The sequence below is a fragment of the Oxalobacteraceae bacterium OTU3CINTB1 genome (assembly GCA_024123955.1).
Taxonomy (GTDB): Bacteria; Pseudomonadota; Gammaproteobacteria; order Burkholderiales; family Burkholderiaceae_D; genus Rugamonas.
This window is the reverse complement of record CP099652.1, coordinates 6,614,392-6,636,348: the sequence shown is the minus strand read 5'-3', so window position 1 is coordinate 6,636,348 and position 21,957 is coordinate 6,614,392. Positions and strand designations below refer to the sequence as shown.

21 protein-coding genes and 1 pseudogene are annotated in these 21,957 nt (G+C 63.2%); 15 read left to right on the top strand and 7 right to left on the bottom strand.

The genetic code is table 11. From position 1 onward, the window contains the following. Positions 1–5: 5 nt before the first annotated feature. The gene (locus NHH73_28940) at positions 6–446 is read left to right on the top strand and encodes an ester cyclase (GenBank protein USX26533.1); all 441 of its coding nucleotides are present in this window, start codon (positions 6–8) and stop codon (positions 444–446) included. Positions 447–561: 115 nt separating this feature from the next. Beyond that, positions 562–1,962: a glycoside hydrolase family 88 protein gene (locus NHH73_28935; protein USX26532.1), complete on the top strand. Its 1,401-nt coding sequence runs from the start codon at positions 562–564 to the stop codon at positions 1,960–1,962. A gap of 48 nt (positions 1,963–2,010) precedes the next feature. Here the strand turns inward: NHH73_28935 and NHH73_28930 are convergent, their stop codons facing one another. Beyond that, positions 2,011–2,343, bottom strand: a complete 333-nt coding sequence (locus tag NHH73_28930) for a CzcE family metal-binding protein (protein ID USX26531.1) — start codon at positions 2,341–2,343, stop codon at positions 2,011–2,013. A 172-nt stretch (positions 2,344–2,515) separates the two neighbouring features. Here NHH73_28930 and NHH73_28925 point away from each other — a divergent pair. Next, positions 2,516–3,388: pseudogene (locus tag NHH73_28925) on the top strand (methyl-accepting chemotaxis protein). Positions 3,389–3,500: 112 nt separating this feature from the next. After that, positions 3,501–4,157, top strand: coding sequence for a lysozyme inhibitor LprI family protein (locus NHH73_28920; GenBank protein USX26530.1), 657 nt, complete (start codon positions 3,501–3,503; stop codon positions 4,155–4,157). Positions 4,158–4,200: 43 nt separating this feature from the next. Here the strand turns inward: NHH73_28920 and NHH73_28915 are convergent, their stop codons facing one another. Both NHH73_28915 and NHH73_28910 read right to left on the bottom strand, forming a co-directional pair. Beyond that, entirely contained in the window at positions 4,201–5,547 is a 1,347-nt protein-coding gene (locus NHH73_28915; GenBank protein USX26529.1) for a type II toxin-antitoxin system HipA family toxin, read from the bottom strand. Positions 5,548–5,550: 3 nt separating this feature from the next. Further along, positions 5,551–5,919, bottom strand: a complete 369-nt coding sequence (locus tag NHH73_28910) for a helix-turn-helix domain-containing protein (GenBank protein ID USX26528.1) — start codon at positions 5,917–5,919, stop codon at positions 5,551–5,553. Between the two features lie 286 nt (positions 5,920–6,205). On the opposite strand from NHH73_28910, the gene NHH73_28905 reads away from it, so the two are divergent. The 9 genes from NHH73_28905 to NHH73_28865 all read left to right on the top strand — a co-directional run bounded on the left by NHH73_28905 (position 6,206) and on the right by NHH73_28865 (position 17,118). Next, positions 6,206–8,173 carry a beta galactosidase jelly roll domain-containing protein gene (locus NHH73_28905; protein USX26527.1) on the top strand — a complete coding sequence of 656 codons (1,968 nt, stop codon included), beginning with the start codon at positions 6,206–6,208 and terminating at the stop codon, positions 8,171–8,173. A gap of 61 nt (positions 8,174–8,234) precedes the next feature. After that, entirely contained in the window at positions 8,235–10,718 is a 2,484-nt protein-coding gene (locus tag NHH73_28900) for a glycoside hydrolase family 95 protein (protein USX26526.1), read from the top strand. A gap of 224 nt (positions 10,719–10,942) precedes the next feature. Next, positions 10,943–11,884 carry a helix-turn-helix domain-containing protein gene (locus NHH73_28895; protein USX26525.1) on the top strand — a complete coding sequence of 314 codons (942 nt, stop codon included), beginning with the start codon at positions 10,943–10,945 and terminating at the stop codon, positions 11,882–11,884. A gap of 88 nt (positions 11,885–11,972) precedes the next feature. After that, entirely contained in the window at positions 11,973–13,376 is a 1,404-nt protein-coding gene (locus tag NHH73_28890; protein USX26524.1) for a serine hydrolase, read from the top strand. A gap of 43 nt (positions 13,377–13,419) precedes the next feature. After that, entirely contained in the window at positions 13,420–13,824 is a 405-nt protein-coding gene (locus tag NHH73_28885; GenBank protein ID USX26523.1) for a RidA family protein, read from the top strand. A 60-nt stretch (positions 13,825–13,884) separates the two neighbouring features. Further along, a complete protein-coding gene (locus NHH73_28880) occupies positions 13,885–14,529 on the top strand; it encodes a TetR/AcrR family transcriptional regulator (protein USX26522.1) in 645 nt (214 codons plus the stop codon). Positions 14,530–14,697: 168 nt separating this feature from the next. Next, positions 14,698–15,351: a protein-L-isoaspartate O-methyltransferase gene (locus tag NHH73_28875; GenBank protein ID USX26521.1), complete on the top strand. Its 654-nt coding sequence runs from the start codon at positions 14,698–14,700 to the stop codon at positions 15,349–15,351. 14 nt (positions 15,352–15,365) lie between these two features. Further along, on the top strand, positions 15,366–15,689 hold the full coding sequence (locus NHH73_28870) for a rhodanese-like domain-containing protein (GenBank protein ID USX26520.1): 324 nt from the start codon (positions 15,366–15,368) through the stop codon (positions 15,687–15,689). Between the two features lie 85 nt (positions 15,690–15,774). Further along, positions 15,775–17,118, top strand: coding sequence for a TolC family outer membrane protein (locus NHH73_28865; protein USX26519.1), 1,344 nt, complete (start codon positions 15,775–15,777; stop codon positions 17,116–17,118). Between the two features lie 13 nt (positions 17,119–17,131). Here NHH73_28865 and gloA read toward each other — a convergent pair whose 3' ends face one another. The 4 genes from gloA to NHH73_28845 form a co-directional block, all read right to left on the bottom strand. Next, the gene (gloA, locus tag NHH73_28860; protein ID USX26518.1) at positions 17,132–17,539 is read right to left on the bottom strand and encodes a lactoylglutathione lyase; all 408 of its coding nucleotides are present in this window, start codon (positions 17,537–17,539) and stop codon (positions 17,132–17,134) included. A gap of 71 nt (positions 17,540–17,610) precedes the next feature. Next, positions 17,611–18,042: an OsmC family protein gene (locus NHH73_28855; protein ID USX26517.1), complete on the bottom strand. Its 432-nt coding sequence runs from the start codon at positions 18,040–18,042 to the stop codon at positions 17,611–17,613. Positions 18,043–18,137: 95 nt separating this feature from the next. Then, positions 18,138–19,472 carry a sorbosone dehydrogenase family protein gene (locus NHH73_28850; GenBank protein ID USX26516.1) on the bottom strand — a complete coding sequence of 445 codons (1,335 nt, stop codon included), beginning with the start codon at positions 19,470–19,472 and terminating at the stop codon, positions 18,138–18,140. A 102-nt stretch (positions 19,473–19,574) separates the two neighbouring features. Then, entirely contained in the window at positions 19,575–19,826 is a 252-nt protein-coding gene (locus tag NHH73_28845) for a hypothetical protein (GenBank protein ID USX26515.1), read from the bottom strand. Positions 19,827–19,961: 135 nt separating this feature from the next. Between NHH73_28845 and NHH73_28840 the strand changes: the two genes are divergently transcribed. Next, positions 19,962–20,855: a DUF3667 domain-containing protein gene (locus tag NHH73_28840; GenBank protein USX26514.1), complete on the top strand. Its 894-nt coding sequence runs from the start codon at positions 19,962–19,964 to the stop codon at positions 20,853–20,855. A 190-nt stretch (positions 20,856–21,045) separates the two neighbouring features. After that, positions 21,046–21,954: an NAD kinase gene (locus tag NHH73_28835; protein ID USX26513.1), complete on the top strand. Its 909-nt coding sequence runs from the start codon at positions 21,046–21,048 to the stop codon at positions 21,952–21,954. Positions 21,955–21,957 lie beyond the last annotated feature (3 nt).

Sequence of the window (21,957 nt, the reverse complement as noted above, 5' to 3'; positions counted from 1 at the left end):
ACACCATGACCATGCAAGACAACGGCCTCACCCTTGCTCAACAGCAAGCCATCGAAAACCTTTACGGCGCCTTCAACGACAAGCATCCCGACCTGCTCGACCAGGCGCTGGCGGTCGATTGGGAAGACATTCCGCTGGGACCGGACCAGCAGCCCGGCCTGGCTGGGATGAAACCGGTGATCGCTCTGTTCACCACCGCTTTCCCGGACGTGAAGATCACCATCCTCGACATTTTCGGCCGCGATGGCCACGCCGCCGTGCGCGCGCAAATCACCGGCACGCATAGCGGCGAGTTCTTCGGCATCGCGCCGACGGGCAAGCCGATCGCCATCGCCATCCACGAATTTCACCACCTGTCGGCCGACCGCATCACCCGCACCTGGCACCTGGAAGACTGGTTCGGCATGCTCAATCAGGTGGGGGCGTGGCCGTCCAAGGCGGTCTGACCACTTGAAATTGTGGTCTGATAGGTAAACGTTTAATTAGTGCTTGACGTAATCGTCGACCTTGCCTAGCCTTCGTATCGGAGACTCATTACCGATATAAATAGAAAGGTTGACAATGAAGCATTTATCCAGCCGATTGACCCTGCTGGTAGCCGCTGTCCTGGCCGCCGGCGCCGTTCACGCGGACGGCCCGTTCCGCAATCCCGACAATAAAAGCGCCAACGACGCCGGCGAGGGCACCTATCCGGTTCCGTACAAAAAGCCGACCGAGGCCGAGATCGTCGGCGCGCTCGACCGCGTGCGCGGCTACATCGACAGCATCACGCCGACCCGCATCGTCGACAAGGCGACCGGCAAGCCGATCACCGACCTCAAGAAGCCGGTGGCCGGCGCCGTGTTCGAGAACTCGCCCGGCGACTTCGGCCTGATGGTGTACGAGATGGGCGTGATCCACTCGGGCCTGCTGAAGGCGGCCGAGGTCACCGGCGACAAGCGCTACAGCGACGTCACGCGCCGTCACCTGCAATTCTTCAAGGACACGCAGCCGTATTTCCAGGCGCAGGAAAACCAGTTCAAGCTGGGCCGCGCCAACAGCTTCACCCGCTTCCTGGAACCGCGCTCGCTCGACGACAGCGGCTCGATGTGCGCTGCGCTGGTGCGCGCGCGCTTCGCCAAGGTCGGCCCGGACCTGAAGGGCATGATCGACACCTGCAGCGGCTATGTGCAGAAGAAGCAGTACCGCCTCGACGACGGCACCTTCGCGCGCCAGCGTCCGCAGGCCTCGTCGCTGTGGGCCGACGACATGTACATGGGCATTCCGGCGCTGGCCGAGATGGGCCACCTCACCGGCGACAAGGCCTGGTTCGACGACGCCGCCTCCAATGTGCTGACGATGGCCCAGCACCTGTTCAACGAGCGCAACGGCTTGTTCACGCACGGCTGGAACGCCAACAACCCGGACGCGCCGCGCTTCTACTGGGCGCGCGCCAACGGCTGGGCGGTGTTGTCGATGAGCGACCTGCTCGACGTGCTGCCGAAGGACCATCCGGCCTATCCGAAGGTGCTGGCCCAACTGCGCGCCAGCCTGCGCGGCATCGCCGAGCTGCAGTCGGGCACCGGCCTTTGGCACCAGATGCTCGACCGTAACGACTCCTACCTGGAAACCTCGGCCACCGCGATCTTCGTCTACGTCTACGCGCACGCGATCAACCAAGGCTGGATCAGCCCGACGACCTACGGCTCGATCGCCCAGGCCGGATGGGTCGGCCTGAGCACGCGCATCAACGCCAAGGGACAAGTGGAAGGCACCTGCGTCGGCACCACGTTCGCCAGCGACCAGGTGTATTACTACAACCGCCCCGTCAGCGTCGACGCGATGCACGGCTACGGTCCGGTGCTGCTGGCCGGCGCCGAGATGGTCAAGCTGCTGAAAAACCCCGCCATCGACATCCAGCACAAGCTGCGCACCTACCACTACATGCCGCGCGAGAGCGGCGCCAAGATCAGCGAGCACTGATCTGTTAGATGTAGCGTGGCCCGGCCTGGTCCACGCTACCACTATCGCTTAGCTGCGGTACAGCGGGTTGGAGGCGACGTAGACGGTGACCTTTTTATTGAAGGTGCCGGCCGGCGCAATCTTGCCCAGGTCGAACGACGTCTCTTGATGCAAGGTCTGGAAGTGCCAGGTGAAGCTGGCGCCGTTGACCTTGAATTCCACGGTTTCGCCATTTTCCACGCGCACGTGCTTGGTCATTTCCGAGATCACGATTTGGCGGTGGGCGCCGGCCGCCGGCGCGCTGGTGCCGTATTTGGCCGTGCCGGCGGTGGTCGCGAAAGCGGTGGCGGTCGTTGCGAACAGGGCGGCGACCAGGGCTGCGGTGCGGATCGATTTAAACATGGTGGTGTTCCTTCAAATTGTGCGGCGGTTGAGTCCATTCGTGCGGACAGGTTTGCCGGCAGCATTCGATTTGCTGCCGATGAACACAGTATGGGGATGTTGTCGACACCTAAAATCTGCCGACCGGGGGGGAGGGCGTATGCCGGGCGGCATATGAAGGCAGTAGTGCATGAGCTCGCTTTTGTCGTCGCGCACCGAGGAGCAGGCCAGCTCGCTGGAGGAAACCGCGTCGTCGATGGAGGAGATGACCTCGACCGTCAAGCAGAACGCCGACAACGCCCGGCAGGCCAACCAACTGGCGATCACGGCCTCCGACATCGCCACCAAGGGCGGCGCGGTGGTGGCGCAAGTGGTCGAAACCATGGGCTCGATCAACGCGTCGTCCAGCAAGATCGTCGACATCATCGGCGTGATCGACGGTATCGCCTTCCAGACCAATATCCTGGCCCTGAACGCGGCGGTCGAGGCGGCCCGCGCCGGCGAGCAGGGCCGGGGATTCGCCGTCGTCGCCAGCGAGGTGCGCAATCTGGCGCAGCGCTCGGCCGCCGCCGCCAAGGAGATCAAGGCCTTGATCGGTGCGTCGGTCGAACAGGTCGAGGCTGGCGCGACCCTGGTCGATCAAGCCGGCTCGACGATGCAAGGGATCGTCGACAGCATCCGCAGCGTGACCGACATCATGAGCGAGATCAGCGCGGCCAACCAGGAGCAAACGCAAGGCATCGAGCAGATCAACCAGGCGATCGTCCAGATGGACAATACCACCCAGCAGAACGCCGCGCTGGTGGAGGAGGCGGCGGCGGCCTCGCAGGCGCTGCAGGACCAGGCGGCCAGGCTGGCGGAGCTGGTCAGCGTCTTCAAGACCAGCGAAAGCGCCAACACGCCGGCGCTGGAATCGGCGCCGTTACGCCGTCCCGTGCTGACCGCGAAGGCGGCGCCCGCGACCAGTCGCGCGGTCGTTGCGGCCCCTGCGCGGGCCGGCGCCAAGCCGCTGAAACTTGCGTCGACGGGCAGCTCCCCCGCCGGCGGCGACTGGGAAGAGTTTTAATCGATTGGCATGGCTTTCACCCCGGGTTAAGAATAATAATTTACGATGCCTTGCCGTTCGGGCATACGACAAGCGAAGCTTTTGGCTTGGCTCGCAACCACGGGATCTGTCGATGAAAGCACTTCTTGCATTCTTGTTTTGCGGCTTGTTCTCGGGCGGCGCTTTTTCCGCCAGCTTTGACTGCGGTGCCGCCGCCACCGCAACGGAACGACTTGTTTGTTCCGATGCCGATTTGTCGAAGATGGACGAGGAATTGGCCGCCAGCTATAAGAAAACGCTGGCCTCGCTGGACGACGTCAACAGGAGGCGACTGGTGGCGGAACAAAAGTCCTGGCTGAAATCCTCCCGCAGCCTGTGCGACGACGTCGCCTGCCTGCGCCGTTCATATGAAACACGAGCCAGGTTGCTGCAGGAATGCCACGGCGTTTGCCTCGACTTGTCGGAGGAGTACGCCTCCAACGGAGAAAATCACTTCCTCATGACGCTGCGGGATGCGAACGCCCGTAACCAGTCATTCAGCAAAGACCTGTCGCGTAGAAAGCTCGGCGCCGTATCCGGCTGCGAAACGCTGGTTGATATCGCCGTGGGCACGGCTCACGGCAACCACAGCTTTGGTGGCCTTTGCCGGCTAGGCAGTGAGAGGGCGGCGAGCTTCTTCATGGTCTGCAATGATGAGATGCTTGGCAATTTCAAAGTCATGCCGGCCGCGAGCGGCACGACCAGATACCAGTTAGCGGATTTCACCATCAAGAATTGCTTTGGCGGTTGAGCGAGTCGTTTCGAGCAGGTTCGCCCTTCCGGTCCGTGCGCTTCTATATGGCTGCCGGCTGTCCTCGTAACACCTCGAGTTGTCGCAGCATCCCGTGCAGAATACTGTCCGCCAAGTCTTGCGGAAACCCTGCGGGAATGTTTCGATAAGCGGCTTGTATGACCTGCGGCGTCTGCACAATCAATTCCTCGATGATGCGTTCGGCTGCCAGGGCGCCCAGATTCACCCGTCGCGCCATGGCGGACCAGTGTCGGCGCTGGATTCGGTAGACCTCGTAGTAATTGGTGCTGCTCCGGACCGCCATCGCAAGCTTGGCGTCACGCGGCTGGATCTGGTTTCTTCCCGTACCGATGATCGGGTGTGCGGACAGCACGTCGTACAAGGGCGTAGCGCGGTAGCGGCCGCCCGGCAGTATCGCAAGGCTGAAGTTTTTCGCGTGCCCATCCGTTGCGATCAGTAGCCAGAATAAGAGTTGCGTCTTGTAAAAGTTTAGGCGGTCGAGTTCGGCCGCTTCAGAGCCGAAGAGCAGCTGCATGATCCGCTCGATGCCCGGGCCGCCTTCGCGCTGGTACTTTTCGAGCGGAGAGCAGCCGACCGCCTGGCACATGTCTTCTTGTGGCAGACGCGCTATCCAGGTGCCGTCGTCGGAATTCTTGCGGTCGAACCGTTCGACGGCCAATACCTTTTGGTCGTCAAATTGAAGGATGGCAGAGCGCGCGACGGGCAAGCCGAACAGCGCCATAATTTGAGAACAGAGCCATTCGTTTTCCACCGATGTTCGAAAGTCCGCCTGCATGTCGCCGACCATGCCGAGCGGAAGTTTCAATATGTGTGTGGTGGGCGTGCTCCCTTGCGGCAGCAGCCATTGGCCTTCGCGCCAGAGCAGGGCGGTCTTCTCTTGCGCGCCGGCGATCGAGAGCCGCAGATCGGCGTTGGACTCCGCGCGGGCCAATCCCCCGGCGGGCGCGGTGGTCGACCGCAACAGTTTCGCGACGCGCTGCTCATCGAGCGGATCGCCACGAATGCTGAACAGATCTTCCGGGACTTGATCGACCGGCAACAGCTGGGCCGCGCCAACGCAGTCGCGGCCGATGGCGGCGAGCAGTTCGAACGGTGAGGTTCCTCCGGTTTGATGCCGTTGTGCCAGGCGTCGCCGAATGGGTTCGCTATCCGGTAACAGATTGTCGAAATAATTCGTCACCACGTCGCCGGAGTAGGCTGCGTTGTCCGCCCGGAAGGGCATGGACAAGGATAACGGACGTCCCTGCTCGTGCTCGATCCACTGGTAGAAATACTCGAAAGTCGATGTGTTGGCTGCGTTGGTCCACTTCCCTACTGGAATGCCATTCAGCCAGACATTCAAACTTCCCCGGTTACGTGCGCGCGCCATGGTTCACCATTTGGTCTTGTCGGACTGCTGGATAGCCTGTGGCGGAAGCTTTGCCGTCCTCCCGGTGGGCGTGTTGAGCTCTGGTTTCTTAGCGATGTAGGCCGCAGGGTTTTGTGCCGCCGCCGGCGCGCGACCGTGACCTTCCCCTGCGGGCGAATCGGGCGGCGAGAAATTGAGTTCGACATTAAGCAAGCGCAGAATGGTGTATAGGCGTTCCACACTGGTCGAGCCCAGGTTCGATTCGATTTGCGCGTAGCTTTGCTGGGTGATTCCCAGCTTTTCAGCCATCGCCGCTTGGGTAAGACCGGCCCGCTTTCGGAAGCCTTGGATAAGCGGCTTTAACTGATCGATGGTTTGGAGGGGAAATGGCATAAACAGGTGCGTTGATAAGCGATTCTTACAGTATATGGCCTGTTAGCTGTAAAAACAACATAGAACCTGTTATTTTGTGTTGGCATTAGATAGAATACAGTTCAAAAGCTGTAATATAAAAATACAGCCTAAGCACTGTTAAGTCCTTCGACACCGGGAGGGGCGACGTAATGGTGAAAAATATAACTGCATATGGCGGTTTTCGTTATTGGAATGGCCTATTGCTAGGACGGAAATACGGCCACACTTCATGCTGCGAAAACTTTTGCCCTGTTCCGGCGCCAACATGAAAAATCCACCCCGCCGCCGCGTTGCCGGCATGCTCCTGCTGATGCTTGCGTCCTCGATTGCCGCCCCGGTGATGGCGCAGACAACGCCACCGGCGTTCGCGGCCATTTTCGGCGACCATGCCGTGTTGCAGCGCGGTGAGCCCTTGACCGTGTGGGGCACGGCAAGCCCTGGCCAACGCGTGACGGTGAGCCTGGGCAGCAAGACCGCCGAGGCGCAGGCGGGAGCGAACGGACGATGGCGCTCGAGCCTGCCGGCGATGGCGGCCGGCGGACCGCACACCCTGTCGGTCACCGCCGACGGTGCCGGCACCACGCTCCAGGACATCATGATCGGCGACGTCTACCTGTGCGGCGGCCAGTCGAACATGGCGTTCCCGGCGCGGCTGTCCACCGGCGCCTGGCCAAACTTTCCCGACAATCCGAACCTGCGCTTCGTCAATGTTCAACTCGTCAGCGAAGCCGCCGTCCAGGACGATTTAAAACGGCCGCTGGCATGGGAGGTGGCGTCGCCCAAGACGGCGGGCGAGGCTTCGGCGGTGTGCTACTACATGGCACGCACGCTGCAACAGCGCCAAAAGGTGCCGGTCGGCTTCATCAATTCGAGCTGGGGCGGCACCACCATCCAGGGCTGGATCGGCGCGTCGTCGCTGAAGACCTTGCCGGCCTACGCCCAGCGGCTCGACGCGCTGGCCGACATGGCGTCGAATCCGCCCAAGGCGATGGCCGGCGAGGCGCGCCGGCACCAGCAATGGTGGGAGGCGCACGACCCGCAGGCCAGGGCCCAGCGCGGGTGGAGTGCGCCGGACTTCGACGATTCCGCCTGGCCGATCCTGACGCCCCAGGGATCGTGGAAGGAAGCCGGCATCCCGTCGCTGACGGACTTCGATGGCGCCGCGTGGTTCCGCACCACCGTGACTCTGGATGCGGCGCAGGCGCGGGCGGCGAACATGCTGCAGCTCGGCCCCATCGATACCTACGACAGCACCTGGGTCAACGGCGTGCGGGTGGGCGGCGGCAGCACCGCCTGGGTGTGGCGCGAGTATCCGGTGCCGGCCGGCGTGTTCAAGCCGGGCCGCAACGTGATCGCCGTTCACGTGCTCAGCGGCGGCACCGGCGGCGGGTTGACCGGGCAGCCGGAACATCGCGGCGTCAAGACCGGCGACGGCAAGTTCATCGCCCTGTCGGCGCCGTGGAAATACCAGGTGGGCACACGCTTGAAGGGGCTGTCGATACCCCCGGCGCCGTGGGATATTCCGACCAGCCTGTCGACTTTGCACAACGCGATGATCGCGCCGCTGGCCGGCTACAAGTTCAAGCTGGCGGCGTGGTACCAGGGCGAGTCCAACACCGGCGAAGCGAAGGAATACGAGACTTTGCTGGCGCTGCTGATCGCCGATTGGCGCAAGACTTTCGGCCAGCCGCAATTGCCCTTCCTGGTCGCCCAGCTGTCGTCGTTCGGCGCGGCCGCGACCAAGCCGGGCGATTCGGATTGGGCGCGGTTGCGCGAGGCCCAGGCCAACACCGTTCGCAACGACCCGCATGCCGGCCTGGCCGTCACCATCGACACCGGCGACCGCACCGATATTCATCCGCCGCAAAAAGCGCTGGTGGGCGAGCGGCTAGCCCTGGCGGCGCGCGCGCTGGCCTACGGCGAGACGATCGCGCCGGGCGGACCGGAGGCGGTTGGCGTGACGCGGGCGGGCGAGGATCTGCTGGTCAAATTCAAAAACGCCGGCGCCGGCCTGCGCACCTACAGCGCGGCCCACGCGATCGGTTTCGAGGCGTGCGCCGGCGCCGATTGCCGGTATGTGCTGGCGGCGCCGCAAGGCGACACCGTGATCTTGAAGGGGGCCAATCTGCCGGGCACGACGCACGTCCGCTATGCCTGGGCCGACGCGCCCTCCGTGAATCTGTATAGCGCCGAGGACTTGCCGGCCGCGCCGTTCGAACTGGAGATTAAGTAAGCGGCGACGGGCTTCGTCCGCGTCATATTGAATGGGTAATCAGATCCATCTGGAGGATGACTTGAACAAAAAAAATACGAACGGTGTGGACAAGGGTATCTCGGAAGGCCGGCGCCAGTTGCTGGTATCGGCCGGCCTGGCGATGGCGTTTCCCGGACTGGCCGGCGCCACGATGGTCGCCACCCCGGCGGCCGGCGGTCGCGAAGACCTGGAATTGTGGTACCAGCGCCCAGCCGGCGCGTGGGTCGAAGCGCTACCGGTGGGGAATGGCCGCCTCGGTGCGATGTGCTTCGGACGGGTCGCCCAGGAGCGCATCCAGCTGAACGAGGACACGCTGTTCGCCGGCGGGCCGTATGACTCGAACAATCCGCGCTCGCTGGAGGCGCTGCCCAAGGTCAGGAAACTGGTCGATGAAGGCAAGTTCGCCGAGGCGGCGGACCTGATCTCCTCCTCGATGATGGCCACGCCGATGAAGCAGATGCCGTACGGGGCGGCCGGCGACCTGCTGCTCGACTTCGTGGGCGTGGCGGGCGCCGACAGTTACCGGCGTTCGCTCGAACTGGACACCGCCATCGCCGCCACGCGCTTCAATGACGGCAAGGCGCGGCATGTGCGCGAAGTGTTTGCCAGCGCGCCCGACCAGGTGCTGGTGATCCGCCTGACCGCCCAGGGCGGCACGCTTGATTTCGATCTTGGCTATCGTCATCCGGCGGACGCCAGGTACGGTGTCACCGACTACGACGGCCAGCGGAACGAGGCGGCGGGGTCGATCGGCGCCCCTTGGGACTATCGGGAACCGCCGCGCGCCGGGGAGCGCCCGTCGACGTTGGCCGTGCGCGCCGACGGCGCCGACGCGCTGCTGATCGAAGGGCGCAACATCGAATCGTCCGGCATTCCGGCGGCGCTGCGCTACGCGGTGCGCGTGAAGGCTCTTGGCGACGGCACGGTCACGCCGCGCGGCGACCGCATCGAGGTGCGCGGCGCGCGCACGGTGACGCTGCTGGTGGCGGTGGCGACCAGCTACATCAACTACGCCGACGTCGGCGGCGACCCGCTCAAGACCGTGCGGGCGCAGACCGAGGCCGCCGCCGCCAAACCGTACGCGCGCTTGCGCGCCGCGCACTTGGCCGCGCACCAGAAGCTGTTCCGGCGGCTGTCGCTGCGCATCGGTTCCAGCGCCGGTTCCAATGCCGCCGCGGCCACGCCGACCAACGAACGCATCGCCGCCGTCGAGACGCGTCCGGATGCCGCGCTGGCGGCGCTGTACGTGCAGTACGGCCGCTATCTGCTGATGTCGTCGTCGCGCCCCGGCAGCCAGCCGGCCAACCTGCAAGGCCTGTGGAACGAGGGGACCAATCCGCCGTGGGGTTCCAAGTACACCATCAACATCAACACCGAGATGAATTACTGGCCGGCCGAATCGGCCAACCTGGGCGAGTGCGTCGAGCCGCTGGTGCGCATGGTGGAGGATTTGTCGGTCACCGGCGCCGTCACCGCGCGCGAGGGCTACGGGGCGCGCGGCTGGATGGCGCACCACAACACCGATTTGTGGCGCGCCGCCGCGCCCATCGACGGCCCGAAATGGGGCATGTGGCCGTGCGGCGGCGCGTGGTTGTGCCAGGCGTTGTGGGACCACTACGAATACACTCCGGACCCGGCGTACCTGCGCCGCATCTACCCGCTAATGAAAGGCGCTGCGTTGTTCTTCGTCGATACGCTGGTGGAGGATCCGCAGGGCAGGGGGCTGGTCACGTCGCCGTCGATCTCGCCCGAGAACGAGCATCACAAAGGCGTGGCCACCTGCGCCGGCCCGGCCATGGACCGCCAGATCGTGCGCGACCTGTTTGGCTGGACGCTCAAGGCCCATGCGCTGCTCAAGGACGGCGACGGCGCCTTCGCCACCACCCTGGCGAGCATGCGTGCGCGCCTGCCGGCGGACCGCGTCGGCGCGCAGGGGCAGTTGCAGGAATGGCTGGAGGATTGGGACGCCGGCGCGCCGGAGCAGCAGCACCGCCATGTCTCGCACCTGTACGCGGTGTACCCGAGCGAGCAAATCAACGTGCGCGACACGCCGGAGCTGATCGCGGCGGCAAAGGTGACGCTCAACACGCGCGGCGACAAATCGACCGGCTGGGCGACGGCGTGGCGGCTGGCGCTGTGGACGCGCATGGGCGAGGGCGAGCGCGCCTATTCGATCCTGCAAGGACTACTGGGGCCGGAGCGCACGTATCCGAACATGTTCGATTCCCATCCGCCTTTCCAAATCGACGGTAACTTCGGCGGCGCGGCGGCGATCCTGGAGATGCTGGTGCAGTCCTGGGGCGGCGAGATCCACATCCTCGCGGCGCTGCCCCAGGCATGGCCGGAAGGGTCGTTGCGTGGCGTGCGCGCCAAGGGCGGCGTCGAAATCGACCTTGACTGGGCGGACGGCCGGATGACGCGATTGCGCCTGCGCGGAAAGCCGCACGACAGACTTCGGGTGCGCTACCGCGACCGCACGATACAGGTTGTGTTGGATAAGAAAGGAGCCGGTGCGGTGGCTTAGCCGCCCGCGCGCTGGCTGGAACGAGTTTTCACATTGTCCCGGCTGGGTGTAGCTGTACAATACAATCGCCAGGCGACTTCCGCTTTCGGCCAGGCTGTCGTTCACTGAACTGGCAAGAAGTCACAATGTAGACCGCGTCCGTATAAAACATGAGCCGAGCCGCAACATCAGAGCGTCCCCATCACATTCTTCTTGTAGGCTTTCCTCCTGCACAGATGCTCGACATGAGTGGCCCACTCGACGTCTTCACGATCGCCAATGAGCTGAGCGAAGCCGCGGGCCGACGTGCTCCTTACCATATCGACCTCGCGGGTCCCAGCGTTGGCGCGCTGATGACCACTTCCGGTACCCCTTTGCAGGCCGCATTCAGCCTGTTCGATACGACGCTGAGGCCGGATACCTTGCTCATCTGTGGCGGGCGGGGCGCGCGAATTTCATCGCGCGATGCAAGACTGGTCGGCGCGCTTGCAACGCTTTGCGACCGCGCAAACCGGGTCGGTTCGATTTGTACGGGTGCTTTCCCGCTGGCCGCTACAGGCGCGCTTGACGGCCACCGCGTCACCACGCATTGGGCCCATTTCGATGAATTCTCTCAGCAATTTCCTCAAGTTGAAATTGATCGGGATGCATTGTTTCTAAGTGCCGGAAAATGCCACACGTCCGCTGGAATTACCGCAGGCATCGATTTTTGCCTATCGCTCGTCGAGCGCGATCTCGGTCGTGCATTGGCGCTGCTGGTGGCTCGGGAATTGGTGGTCTTCATGAAGCGGCCAGGCGGTCAATCCCAGTTCAGCACATTGTTAATGCACGATGCCAGCGGCGCAGATAAGGCTCCGTTTGATGAGCTGGTCGGTTGGATGGCAGAACACCTCAACGATCCGCTGTCGGTGGACGTTCTTGCGGCGCGGGTGGCGATGAGTCCACGAAACTTTGCCCGCCGTTTCAATCTGGCGCTAAAAATCGCACCAGGAAAATATGTGCAAATGCTGCGGCTCGAGGCCGCGCGCCGCTTGCTGACGGAAAGTACCTTGTCCGTCAAACAGATCGCGGACCGTTGCGGGTTCCGATCGGTCGAGACTATGCGCATTGCCTTTCAGCGAAGTCTAAAGACGTCGCCGTCCGATTTTCGCGACCGGTTCCAGAGTGTCGAATGCGCCGCACCGTAACTTCCGGCTATGGCAGGATTTTTGGTATGGGTGTCATTGTGGCCGGATAAGTATCCGCCTACACTTGGTTCACTTTTTCGGGAACCACATGAAATCAATTTTGACGTCTATCGTCCTCACTATTTTTAAAATTTTCTTCAAACCTGCGTTATCGCAGCTGACACTGCTGTCGGCGCTGGTGATGTTCTGCCTTGCTCCAACGGCAGCGCGGGCCCAAGCGGACAGCAAGTTCACTGAGCAGGCCGAGGCGCTGATGAAGGACTATGTTCAGGGCGAGCTATTTACCGGCACGGTGCTGGTCGTGCGCAATGGCAAACCGATTTTCCGCCGGGCCTACGGCGCGGCCAACCGCGAGTGGATGATCCCGAATACCGTCAAGACCAGGTATCGCATTGGTTCCATTACCAAACAATTTACTGCCGCCGCAATCTTGCAGTTGGCCGATGAGAGCAAGCTTGGCCTGGATGATCCGATCAACCGATATTTGCCGGACCTGCCGGCCAGTTGGGGAGCGGCGACCATCCGCCAGCTGCTGTCGCACACTTCGGGCATTCCGAGCTATACGTCGCCGGACGATTCCGACGCCAAAGTGATGCCCGTGAAACATACCCCGCAGGAGCTGATCGACTTGGTCAAGGATGTGCCGCTGAATTATGAGCATGGCACCAAATTCATGTACAACAACATGGGTTACGTCCTGTTGGGCAATATCATCGAGACCGTAAGCGGCATGAGCTACCAGAACTATCTTGCGCAAAAGCTGCTGAAGCCACTCAAACTGCACAATTCGGGCTATGACGACGGACGCGTAGTGGTGGGCCAGCTGGCGCAGGACTACACGGATGGTCCGGATCAGGTGGTGAAAGGCAGGCTGGTCAACATGAGCAACGCGTATGCGGCGGGCGCAATGTATTCCACCGTGGATGATCTTCTCGCCTGGCAGCAGAGGCTGATCAATGGGAATCTGCTGAGCCCGGCCGCACTGAAGGCGATGTTCACCGACGGCGGCCATCATTACGGGCTGGGCTGGTTCATCCGCGAAAACCTCTCGCGCAGGTTGTATGAGCACGGTGGCAGCGTCGGCGCGTACAGTTCCATGCTGGCTTATTACCCGGACGATAAGGTCACGGTCATTGTCTTGAGCAATTATGGTGAGGAGGTTGTCGACAGGATCACCGATGCACTGGCGCGCCTGTCAATGGGCTTGGCCCCGGCGCACCGCCAGGTCAAGGTCGATCCTCGTCTTTATTCGCGCCTGGAAGGGCGATATGCGCTGGGATCGGCGACCTTTGTTATCAGATCGAAAGGCGAGCGTCTGTTTGCGCAACTGACAGGACAACGGGAATTGGAGATATTTCCTGAAAACGAATACCGCTACTTCTACAAGGCCGTCGATGTGGTGCTGAACTTCGAGAAAGACGCTGCCGGGAAAATCACCGCCGTTACGGTGGAGCAGGACGGTGGCAAAACCAGCGCCAAACGCCTCGATTAGCGCTGTCAGGCCACACGCATCAACTCAGCGGATTGGAGTGAGCATGAAGCAGTACATTACTGAAGGCGAGAACCTGCCGGCCTGGGCGGCGCCGATCAGCCATGCGGTGGTCGTCGGCGACACATGCTATCTGAGCGGGCAACTGGCCATTGGCGTCGATGGGAACTACGTACCGGGGAGCGCCCTAGAGGAGGCGCGGCGCGCATTCCAGAATGTTGCGTACGTTTTGGAAGCGTCAGGCTTCACGCTGCAGGACATGGTGTTCGTTGATATCGCCTTCATCGACCTGGCCGACCTGCCAGAGGTTAATGCGCTGTTTACCGAACTGTTCCCCCCTGGGCGCCGTCCGGCCCGCACCATCTACCAAGCGGGCCGGTTGCCTTACGACGCCCGCATCAAGGTCGCCGGTACGGCGGTGCGCACGTCGCGCGACATCGTGGCCGCTTGACGCTGACGACCCTTGCGCTTATATTAATGACTTACAAGTAAGTTAATATGAAAACCACCCATGCAAGCTTCTCAAGACACCAAGCCACGCTGGGAGCGGCGCAAGGACGCGCGGCCGCAGGAGTTGCTGGCCGCCGCACTGGAGCAGTTCGTCGAACGTGGCTATGCGGCCACCCGTCTTGAAGACGTAGCCAAGCGCGCCGGCGTGTCCAAGGGCACGCTATACCTGTATTTCACCAACAAGGAAGAGCTGTTCAAAGCCGTCGTGCGCGAGACCATCGTGCAAGCGATCGGCGAAGCCGAGCAGGACGCGGCCGTGTTCGAAGGCCATAGCGGCGAGTTGCTGCGCACCATCCTGATGGCCTGGTGGGACGAGATCTGCACCACCCACTTGGCGGGCATTACGAAGCTGATGCTCTCCGAAGGCCATAATTTCCCCGAACTTGCCAAGTTTTACAACGAGGAGGTGGTCAAGCGCGGCAGCGACCTGATCACCAGCGTGCTGGTGCGCGGCATCGGCCGGGGCGAGTTTCGGCCAGTCGATCCGGCCGTCATGACGCCGGTCTTGATCGCGCCGGTGATGATGCTGATGATGTGGACCAATTCCTTCATGCCGGCCTGCGAGATGCCGGCGATCGACCCGCGCGCCTTCATGGACACCTTCATCGGCACCACCCTGGGCGGCCTGGAGGTGGCCGCGCCGTGAGCGGCCCCAGGGCGTTTTCCGTCCAAGTTGCCAATTTGGTAGGTTCATCCCCCTTAAACTGCAGACTGTCGCAATTTCCCGCGATACGGCCGTCAACTCGTTAATATGTGCCTCCATGCCAGTTCAACGATAAAATGACGGATTATTTAATCCCGACCGAGTCATAAGATGAATATCGAACAAGCCCGTTTCAACATGATCGAACAGCAAATCCGTCCGTGGGACGTCCTCGACCCGGACGTTCTGGAGCTGTTGCACGTGGTTAAACGTGAGAATTTCGTCCCCGCCGCGCACAAGGCGCTGGCCTTCGTCGACGCCGAGATCCCGCTGCCGGGCGGCGAATCGATGCTGATGCCGAAGATCGAGGCGCGCCTGCTGCAGGACGTGAACCTGAAAAAGCACGAAAACGTGCTCGAGATCGGCACCGGTTCCGGCTACATGGCCGCGCTGCTGGCGCACAAGGGCCGCCACGTGACGACGGTGGAAATCTCGCCGGAGCTGAAGGCGCTGGCGGAAAAGAATTTGGCCGACAACGACGTGACCAATGTGAAGGTCGAGCTGGGCAACGGCGCGCAGGGCTGGCCGGGCGGCGCGCCGTACGACGTGATCGTCGTGTCGGGCTCGCTGCCGGTGTTGCCCGAGTCGCTGTTGCAGCAGTTGAAAGTGGGCGGCCGCCTGGCCGTCATCATCGGCCAGGCGCCGGCGATGAAGGCGCAACTGATTACCCGTACCGGCGAAGCCGGCTACGACACGCGCACCTTGTTCGAAACCAGCGTCAAGCCGCTGGCCTCGGCCACGACGCCGTCGGCCTTCCAGTTCTAAGCGGCGGGCGGCCTATGCAGCATATTACCGCTCCGGAACTGGCCGCGTGGCTGGCCGACGAGGCGCGTCCCAAGCCGGTGTTGCTGGACGTGCGCGAGAATTGGGAATTCGAGACCTGCCGCATCGACGGCGCGGTGCAGATCCCGATGAACACGATCCCGGCGCGCATCGACGACCTCGATGAGGACGCCGAGATCGTTTGCATCTGCCACCACGGCGCGCGCAGCCTGCAGGTGGCCGCCTTCCTGGAGCGTAACGGCTTCGGCAAGACGGTCAACCTGACCGGCGGCATCCACGCCTGGGCGTTGCAGGTGGACCCGGCGATGCCGAAGTACTAGCCGCGGCCGACGCAGTCGGCGCGGCGCCAAGGTGGCAGTGTTTTTGATTTGATCAACTTTTTTGATGACTCCAACGGAGAATGCAATGCAGAGACCCCTTATCGCCGTGCTGATCACCAGCGCCTTTTTGACGCTCAACGCACAGGCGGCCGATCTTCTTCAAGTCTATCAGCAAGCGCTCGCGAACGACGCCACGTACGCCAGCGCCCGCTCTTCGGTTGAAGCTGGTCGCGAGCGGATCACGCAAGGGCGCTCCGGGCTGCTGCCGGTCATCGCCGCCAGCGGGTCGAACACCCGCAACACGGGCGATTTCACGCCGTTCAACGTCGGCGCCGTCGATGTCGTCGGCGGCGTGCCGGTCGTCTCAAACAAGCGCAATACGGATTACCACACCAACGTCTACACCGTTTCGCTAACGCAGCCGCTGTTCAACTGGGGCCTGTGGCAGAGCTATGAGCAGAGCAAGCTGGCGCAGGCGCAGGCCGAGGCCGCCTTCGCCCAGGCGCGGCTGGACTTGATCACCCGCGTGGCGCAAGCCTATTTCGACGTGCTCACGGCGCAGGACAACCTGACCTCGACCCAGGCGCAGAAGGTGGCGACCACCGAGCAGCTGGCCTCGGCCAAGCGCAACTTCGAGGTTGGCACCCAGACCATCACCGATACCCACGAGGCGCAGGCGGCCTACGATCTGGTGGTGGCGCAGGAATTTGCCGCGATTAACGATCTGGACAACAAGCGCACCGCGCTGCAGGTCATCATCGGCCAGGCGCCGGGCGAACTGGCGCCGCTGCGCGCGGGCGTGACCATCGCCGCGCCGGAGCCGGCCGCCGTCGATCCGTGGATCAGCTCGGCAGAAGGCCAGAACTTCGCCGTGATTTCGGCCCAATTGTCGCTGGAGATCGCCAAGCGCGAAATCTCGCGCAACCGCGCCAACCACCTGCCCACGGCCAATCTGACGGCGGCAACCCAGCACAGCAGCCAGACCGCGTTCGGCACGCAGAAGAGCAACGCCATCGGCGTGACCTGGAATATTCCGATCTTCAACGGCTTCGCCATCACCAGCAAGGTGCGCGAAACCATCGCCCTGGAAGACCGCGCACGCAACGACCTCGAAGCGACCAAGCGGCAGGCGTCGCAAGCCGCGCGCCAGGCCTTCCTCGGCATGAACAGCGGCCTGGCCCAGGTCAAGGCGCTGGAAGCGGCCGAAGTGTCGAGCAAGTCGTCGCTCGATTCGAACAAGCTGGGCTACCAGGTCGGCGTGCGGATCAACATCGACGTGCTCAACGCGCAGCGCCAGTTGTACTCGACCCAGCGCGACCTGTCGCGCGCGCGCTACGACACCATCATGAATGGCCTGCGCCTGAAGTCGGCCGCCGGCACGTTGAAGGAAGAGGATTTGGCGCCGGTCAACGCGCTGTTGGCGCGTTAAACCTCAAGCCTGGTTACAGCCCCGCGCCCTGGCCGTCGAAGCTGCGCTCGATCAACTCGATCTTGTAGCCGTCCGGATCGGTGACGAAGGCGATCACCGTCGAGCCGCCCTTGACGGGGCCCGGTTCGCGGGTGACGGTGCCGCCGTTGGCGCGCACCGCCGCGGCCGCCGCGTAGATGTCGTCGGCCGAGACGGCGATGTGGCCATAGGCGTTGCCCATGTCGTAGCTGGTGGTGCCGTAGTTGTAGGTCAGCTCCAGCTCGGCATGGTCGGGGTTGGAACCGTAGCCCAGGAACGCCAGCGTGTACTTGTACTCCGGGTTGTCACTGGTGCGCAGCAGCTTCATGCCCAGCACTTTGGTGTAAAAATCGATCGAGCGCTGGAGGTCGCCGACTCGCAGCATGGTGTGCAAAATACGCATCGTGGTCTTTCGTTCGTAAAATGAGAAACCGGGATTTTATGCGTTTTGCCGCATCCGTGCTTGTCCCGGCATCAGCCCTGCAACTGGGCGTCGAGCGTGATCTCGGCGTTGAGCAGCTTCGAGACCGGACAATTGAGCTTGGCCTTCAACGCCGCCTCGTCGAATTTCTTCTGGTCGGCGCCGGGGATCGTGGCCACCAGGTTCAGGTGCACCTTGGTGATGGCGAAGGCGCCGTCGACCTTGTCCAGGGTCACGGTGGCCGTGGTGGCGAGATGCTTGGCCGTCATGCCGGCTTCGGCCAGGATGCCGGACAGCGCCATCGTGAAGCAGCCGGCGTGGGCCGCGCCAATTAATTCCTCCGGATTGGTGCCGGGACCGTCTTCGAAGCGGGTGTGGAAACCGTACTGCACGCCGTCCATTGCGCCGCTCTCGGTGGAGATCTTGCCGGCGCCGTCCTTCAGGGCGCCGCTCCATACTGCCGATCCTGCGCGTTCGTTGCTCATGATGTTCTCCGTGTGGTGGATCTGTCGATCGGGAGTCTCATCATGGCGGCAGTGTGCGGCCCAGTCCGTTCGCTTCCGCACACTGCGCCGGGCCGTTAGCGCGCGGCCGTCCTGGCGGCGGCCGGCGCCACGCGCCAGATGATGTTGCCGACATCGTCGGCCACCAGCAGCGCGCCGGCCTTGTCGACCGCCACGCCCACCGGCCGGCCCTGCGCCTTGCCGTCCTTGTCGAGGAAGCCGGACAGGAAGTCCTGCGGCGGCCCCGACGGCTTGCCGCCGCTGAACGGAACGAACACTACTTTGTACCCGCTGTGCGGCTTGCGGTTCCACGAGCCGTGCTGGCCGATGAACACGCCGCCTTGGTAGTTCTGCGGGAACAGCTTGCCCTCGTAGAACGCCAGCCCCAGCGAGGCGGTGTGGCCGCCCAGCGCGTAGTCGGGCGCGATGGCCTTGGCCACCAGGTCCGGCTTGGGCGGCTTGACGCGGGCGTCGACCTTCTGGCCGAAGTAGCTGTACGGCCAACCGTAGAAGCCGCCGTCCTTGACCGACGTCATATAGTCGGGCACCAGGTCGTTGCCCAGTTCGTCGCGCTCGTTGACGGCGGTCCACAGGGCTTTGGTTTGCGGCTCCCAGCCCATGCCGTTGGGGTTGCGCAGCCCGGTGGCGAACAGGCGCGACTTGTTGGTGGCCAGGTCCAGCTCCCAGATCGCCGCGCGGCCTTCCTCGGCCTCCATGCCGTTCTCGGCGACGTTGCTGTTCGAGCCGACCGTCGCGTACAGGAATTTGCCGTCCGGACTGGCGATGATGTTCTTGGTCCAGTGGTGGTTGATGGTGCCGGCCGGCAGGTCCATGACCTTGACGCCGGGCGCGGTGATGCTGGTCTCGCCTTCCTTGTACGGGAAGCGCACGATGGCGTCGCTGTTGGCCACGTACAGGTTGTTGCCGACCAGCGCCATGCCGAACGGCGAATTCAAGCCCTTGAGGAAGACGGTGCGGGTCTGCGCCACGCCCTTGGCGTCCAGCCCGCGCAGCAGGGTGATGCGGTTGGCCGATTCGGTCACCGCGCCGGCCTTTTTCATCTGATGTTTCATGACGGCGCCCTTGATGCCTTTGCTGTCGTCCGGCTTGGGCGGGGCGTTGGTTTCGGCCACCAGCACGTCGCCGTTGGGCAGGGTGTAGACCCAGCGCGGATGGTCCAGCCCGCGCGCGTAGGCGGTCACGGCGAAGCCGGCGGCCGGCTGCGGGGTTTCCTGCGCGGTCCAGCGGTCCACCGGCGCGACGTTAACGGTGGGGATCAGCGATTTTTCCGGTTCCGGCAGCGTTGGATGAGGGCCGAAGCCGACCGGATAGGAGGCGCCCTGCGCCAGCACCGCTTGCGGCGCCAGCACGGCGCCGAGGATCAGGAGTGCGCTTGCGGTGGTGTTTTTCATGGTGATGTTCGTTACCCTGGTAATTTTGTTGTGGTAGGCGCATGAGCCTTAGGCCCGGCCGCGCTTTGAATCACGTTGTTAATCGTGTTATTAATCGCGTTGTTAGTCGCGTGTGGTGTTGGGCTGCGGCCGCGCGGTGGCGTCGCGCGGGACCGGCGTCTTGACGTGCTCGACGCCGGGCTTGTTGCGCGCGTCGGTATCGACCATGCCGCTGTCGACGTCGGCGGCGGCCTGTTTCCCCACGCTGCGCGGCTCGATCTCCTGGCCGTCCGGCGACTCGTCGCGCTCGTGCGGCAGGCGCTGCTGGTCATCGTTCTTTATTTTCTCGGTAGTGTTGATTTGTTTGTCCTTCATCACGTTCTCCTTCGTATCGTTGTTGTAAGGATATTAGCGAGTTGGTTTTCCGTCAGTCGCTAGATTGAATTTCGACAACATCGGCGAGAACTCGTTTATCATTTAGTCTACTTTTTCTCCGCCAAGGTTGATCGCATGAGCACTGCCGCACATTCCGTCCCGGACAGCCACGCGCCGGCCGGCCGTTGTCCCAATTGCGAGGCGGTGCTCACCGGCGCTTTTTGCGCCAGTTGCGGCCAGGAAGCCCACCTGCACCACGCCAGCACGCGCGAATTCCTGCACGAGTTCGTCGGCCATTACGTGGCGATCGAGGGCAAGCTGTGGGGCACGATGTCGCGCCTGCTGTTCCGTCCGGGCTTGCTGACCAATGAATACATCCGGGGCCGCCGCGTGCGCTTCGTGCAGCCGCTGCGGATCTATCTCACTTTGAGCCTGCTGTTTTTCGCGGTGCTCAAGTTCACCGGCGGTTTCGAGCCGGTGATCGACGAGAACGCGCGGCCGGCAAGCGCGGAGGTGGCGCGCACCGCCAAGCGCGACGCAGCGCAGGCGGACAACGAGCCGGGCCCGAAGGCGTTCGGCGACTTCCTGGGACGCTGGCCGCGGCTTCAGCACCAGTGGCATATCTTCGACGCGCTGCCGCAGGAGCAGCAGAAAAAAGTGTTCGTCGAGGCCTTCTACAAATATGCGCCGTACGCGATTTTCTGCCTGATGCCGGTGTTCGCGCTGTTCCTCAAGATTCTGTACCTCGGATCGGGGCGGCGCTTCGGCGAGCATGTGCTGTTCGCGCTGCACACCAACGCCTTTGCCTATTTCGTCTTCTGCGCCATGTTGCTGATCAATGTGGGCATCGTCGACTTCGTGCTGTGGTGCTGGCTGCTGCTGTATCTGCCGTGGGCGATGCGGCGCGTCTACCATCGCAGCCGCTTCGGCACCTTCTGGCGCTGGGCGGTGCTGATGGCGTCCTTCATGATCTGCATCTTCGTCGCCAGCGCCCTGAGCGCGGCCAGCGGCATCATGACCTTGCACTGACTGAGGCCGCACTGAAACGGCGGCGGTTCAAATGCGGGCTGGTGCTTGCAGTCTGGCGGCCCGCGCACTATACTGCGGAAAATACTGTCTAAACGTACAGTAACGGGTGGGCCGACGGGTGATGGCAGAAGCTGGCGTTATGGGTTACCCTGCTGCGTGTCGTCGATCCCACCTTTTTGCCGAGACTTTTATGACCGCCACGCACGCCGTTTTCCATACCATTGCACTGGTCGTGCGCCCCAACACCGACGGCATCGCCGAATCGGTGGGCAGCGTGGTCGACTTCCTGCGCCGGGGCGGCTACACGGTGGTGTTCGAAGAGCAGACCGCCGAGCACCTGGCGGGCGGCTTCGACGGCGTGCGCGCGCTCAGCGCCAGCGAGATCGGCGCCGAATGCGACGCCGCCATCGTCATGGGCGGCGACGGCACGATGCTCGGCATCGCGCGCCAGCTCGCGCCGTTCGACGTGCCGCTGATCGGCATCAACCAGGGGCGGCTCGGCTTCATGACCGACATCCCGCTCGACGGCATGCTCGACGTGCTGGCCAAGATCCTCGGCGGCAGCTACAAGGCCGAACGCCGCACCCTGCTCGAGGGGCGCGTGCGCCGCGACGGCAAGGACATCCACTTCGGCCTGGCCGTCAACGACGTTGTCGTCGCGCGCGGCGCCGGCGCCGGCATGGCCGAACTGCGGGTCGACGTCGACGGCCACTTCATGTACAACCAGCGCTCCGATGGCCTGATCATCTCCACGCCGACCGGTTCCACCGCGTACGCGCTGTCGGCAGGCGGCCCGCTGCTGCATCCGAGCCTGGGCGGCGTGGTGCTGGTGCCGATCGCGCCGCACGCGCTGTCGAACCGGCCGATCGTGCTGCCCGAATCGAGCCAGATCGTCATCGAGATCGTGCGCGGACGCGATTGCAGCGTCAACTTCGACATGCAAACCTTCGCCAGCCTGCAGTCGCAGGACCAGATCGTGATCCAGCGCTCGCCGCACGCGATCACCTTCCTGCACCCGGAGGGCTGGAACTACTTCAATACGCTGCGCGACAAGCTCCACTGGAACGAGTATCCATCGGGCGAAGGCAAACTCAATTAACCA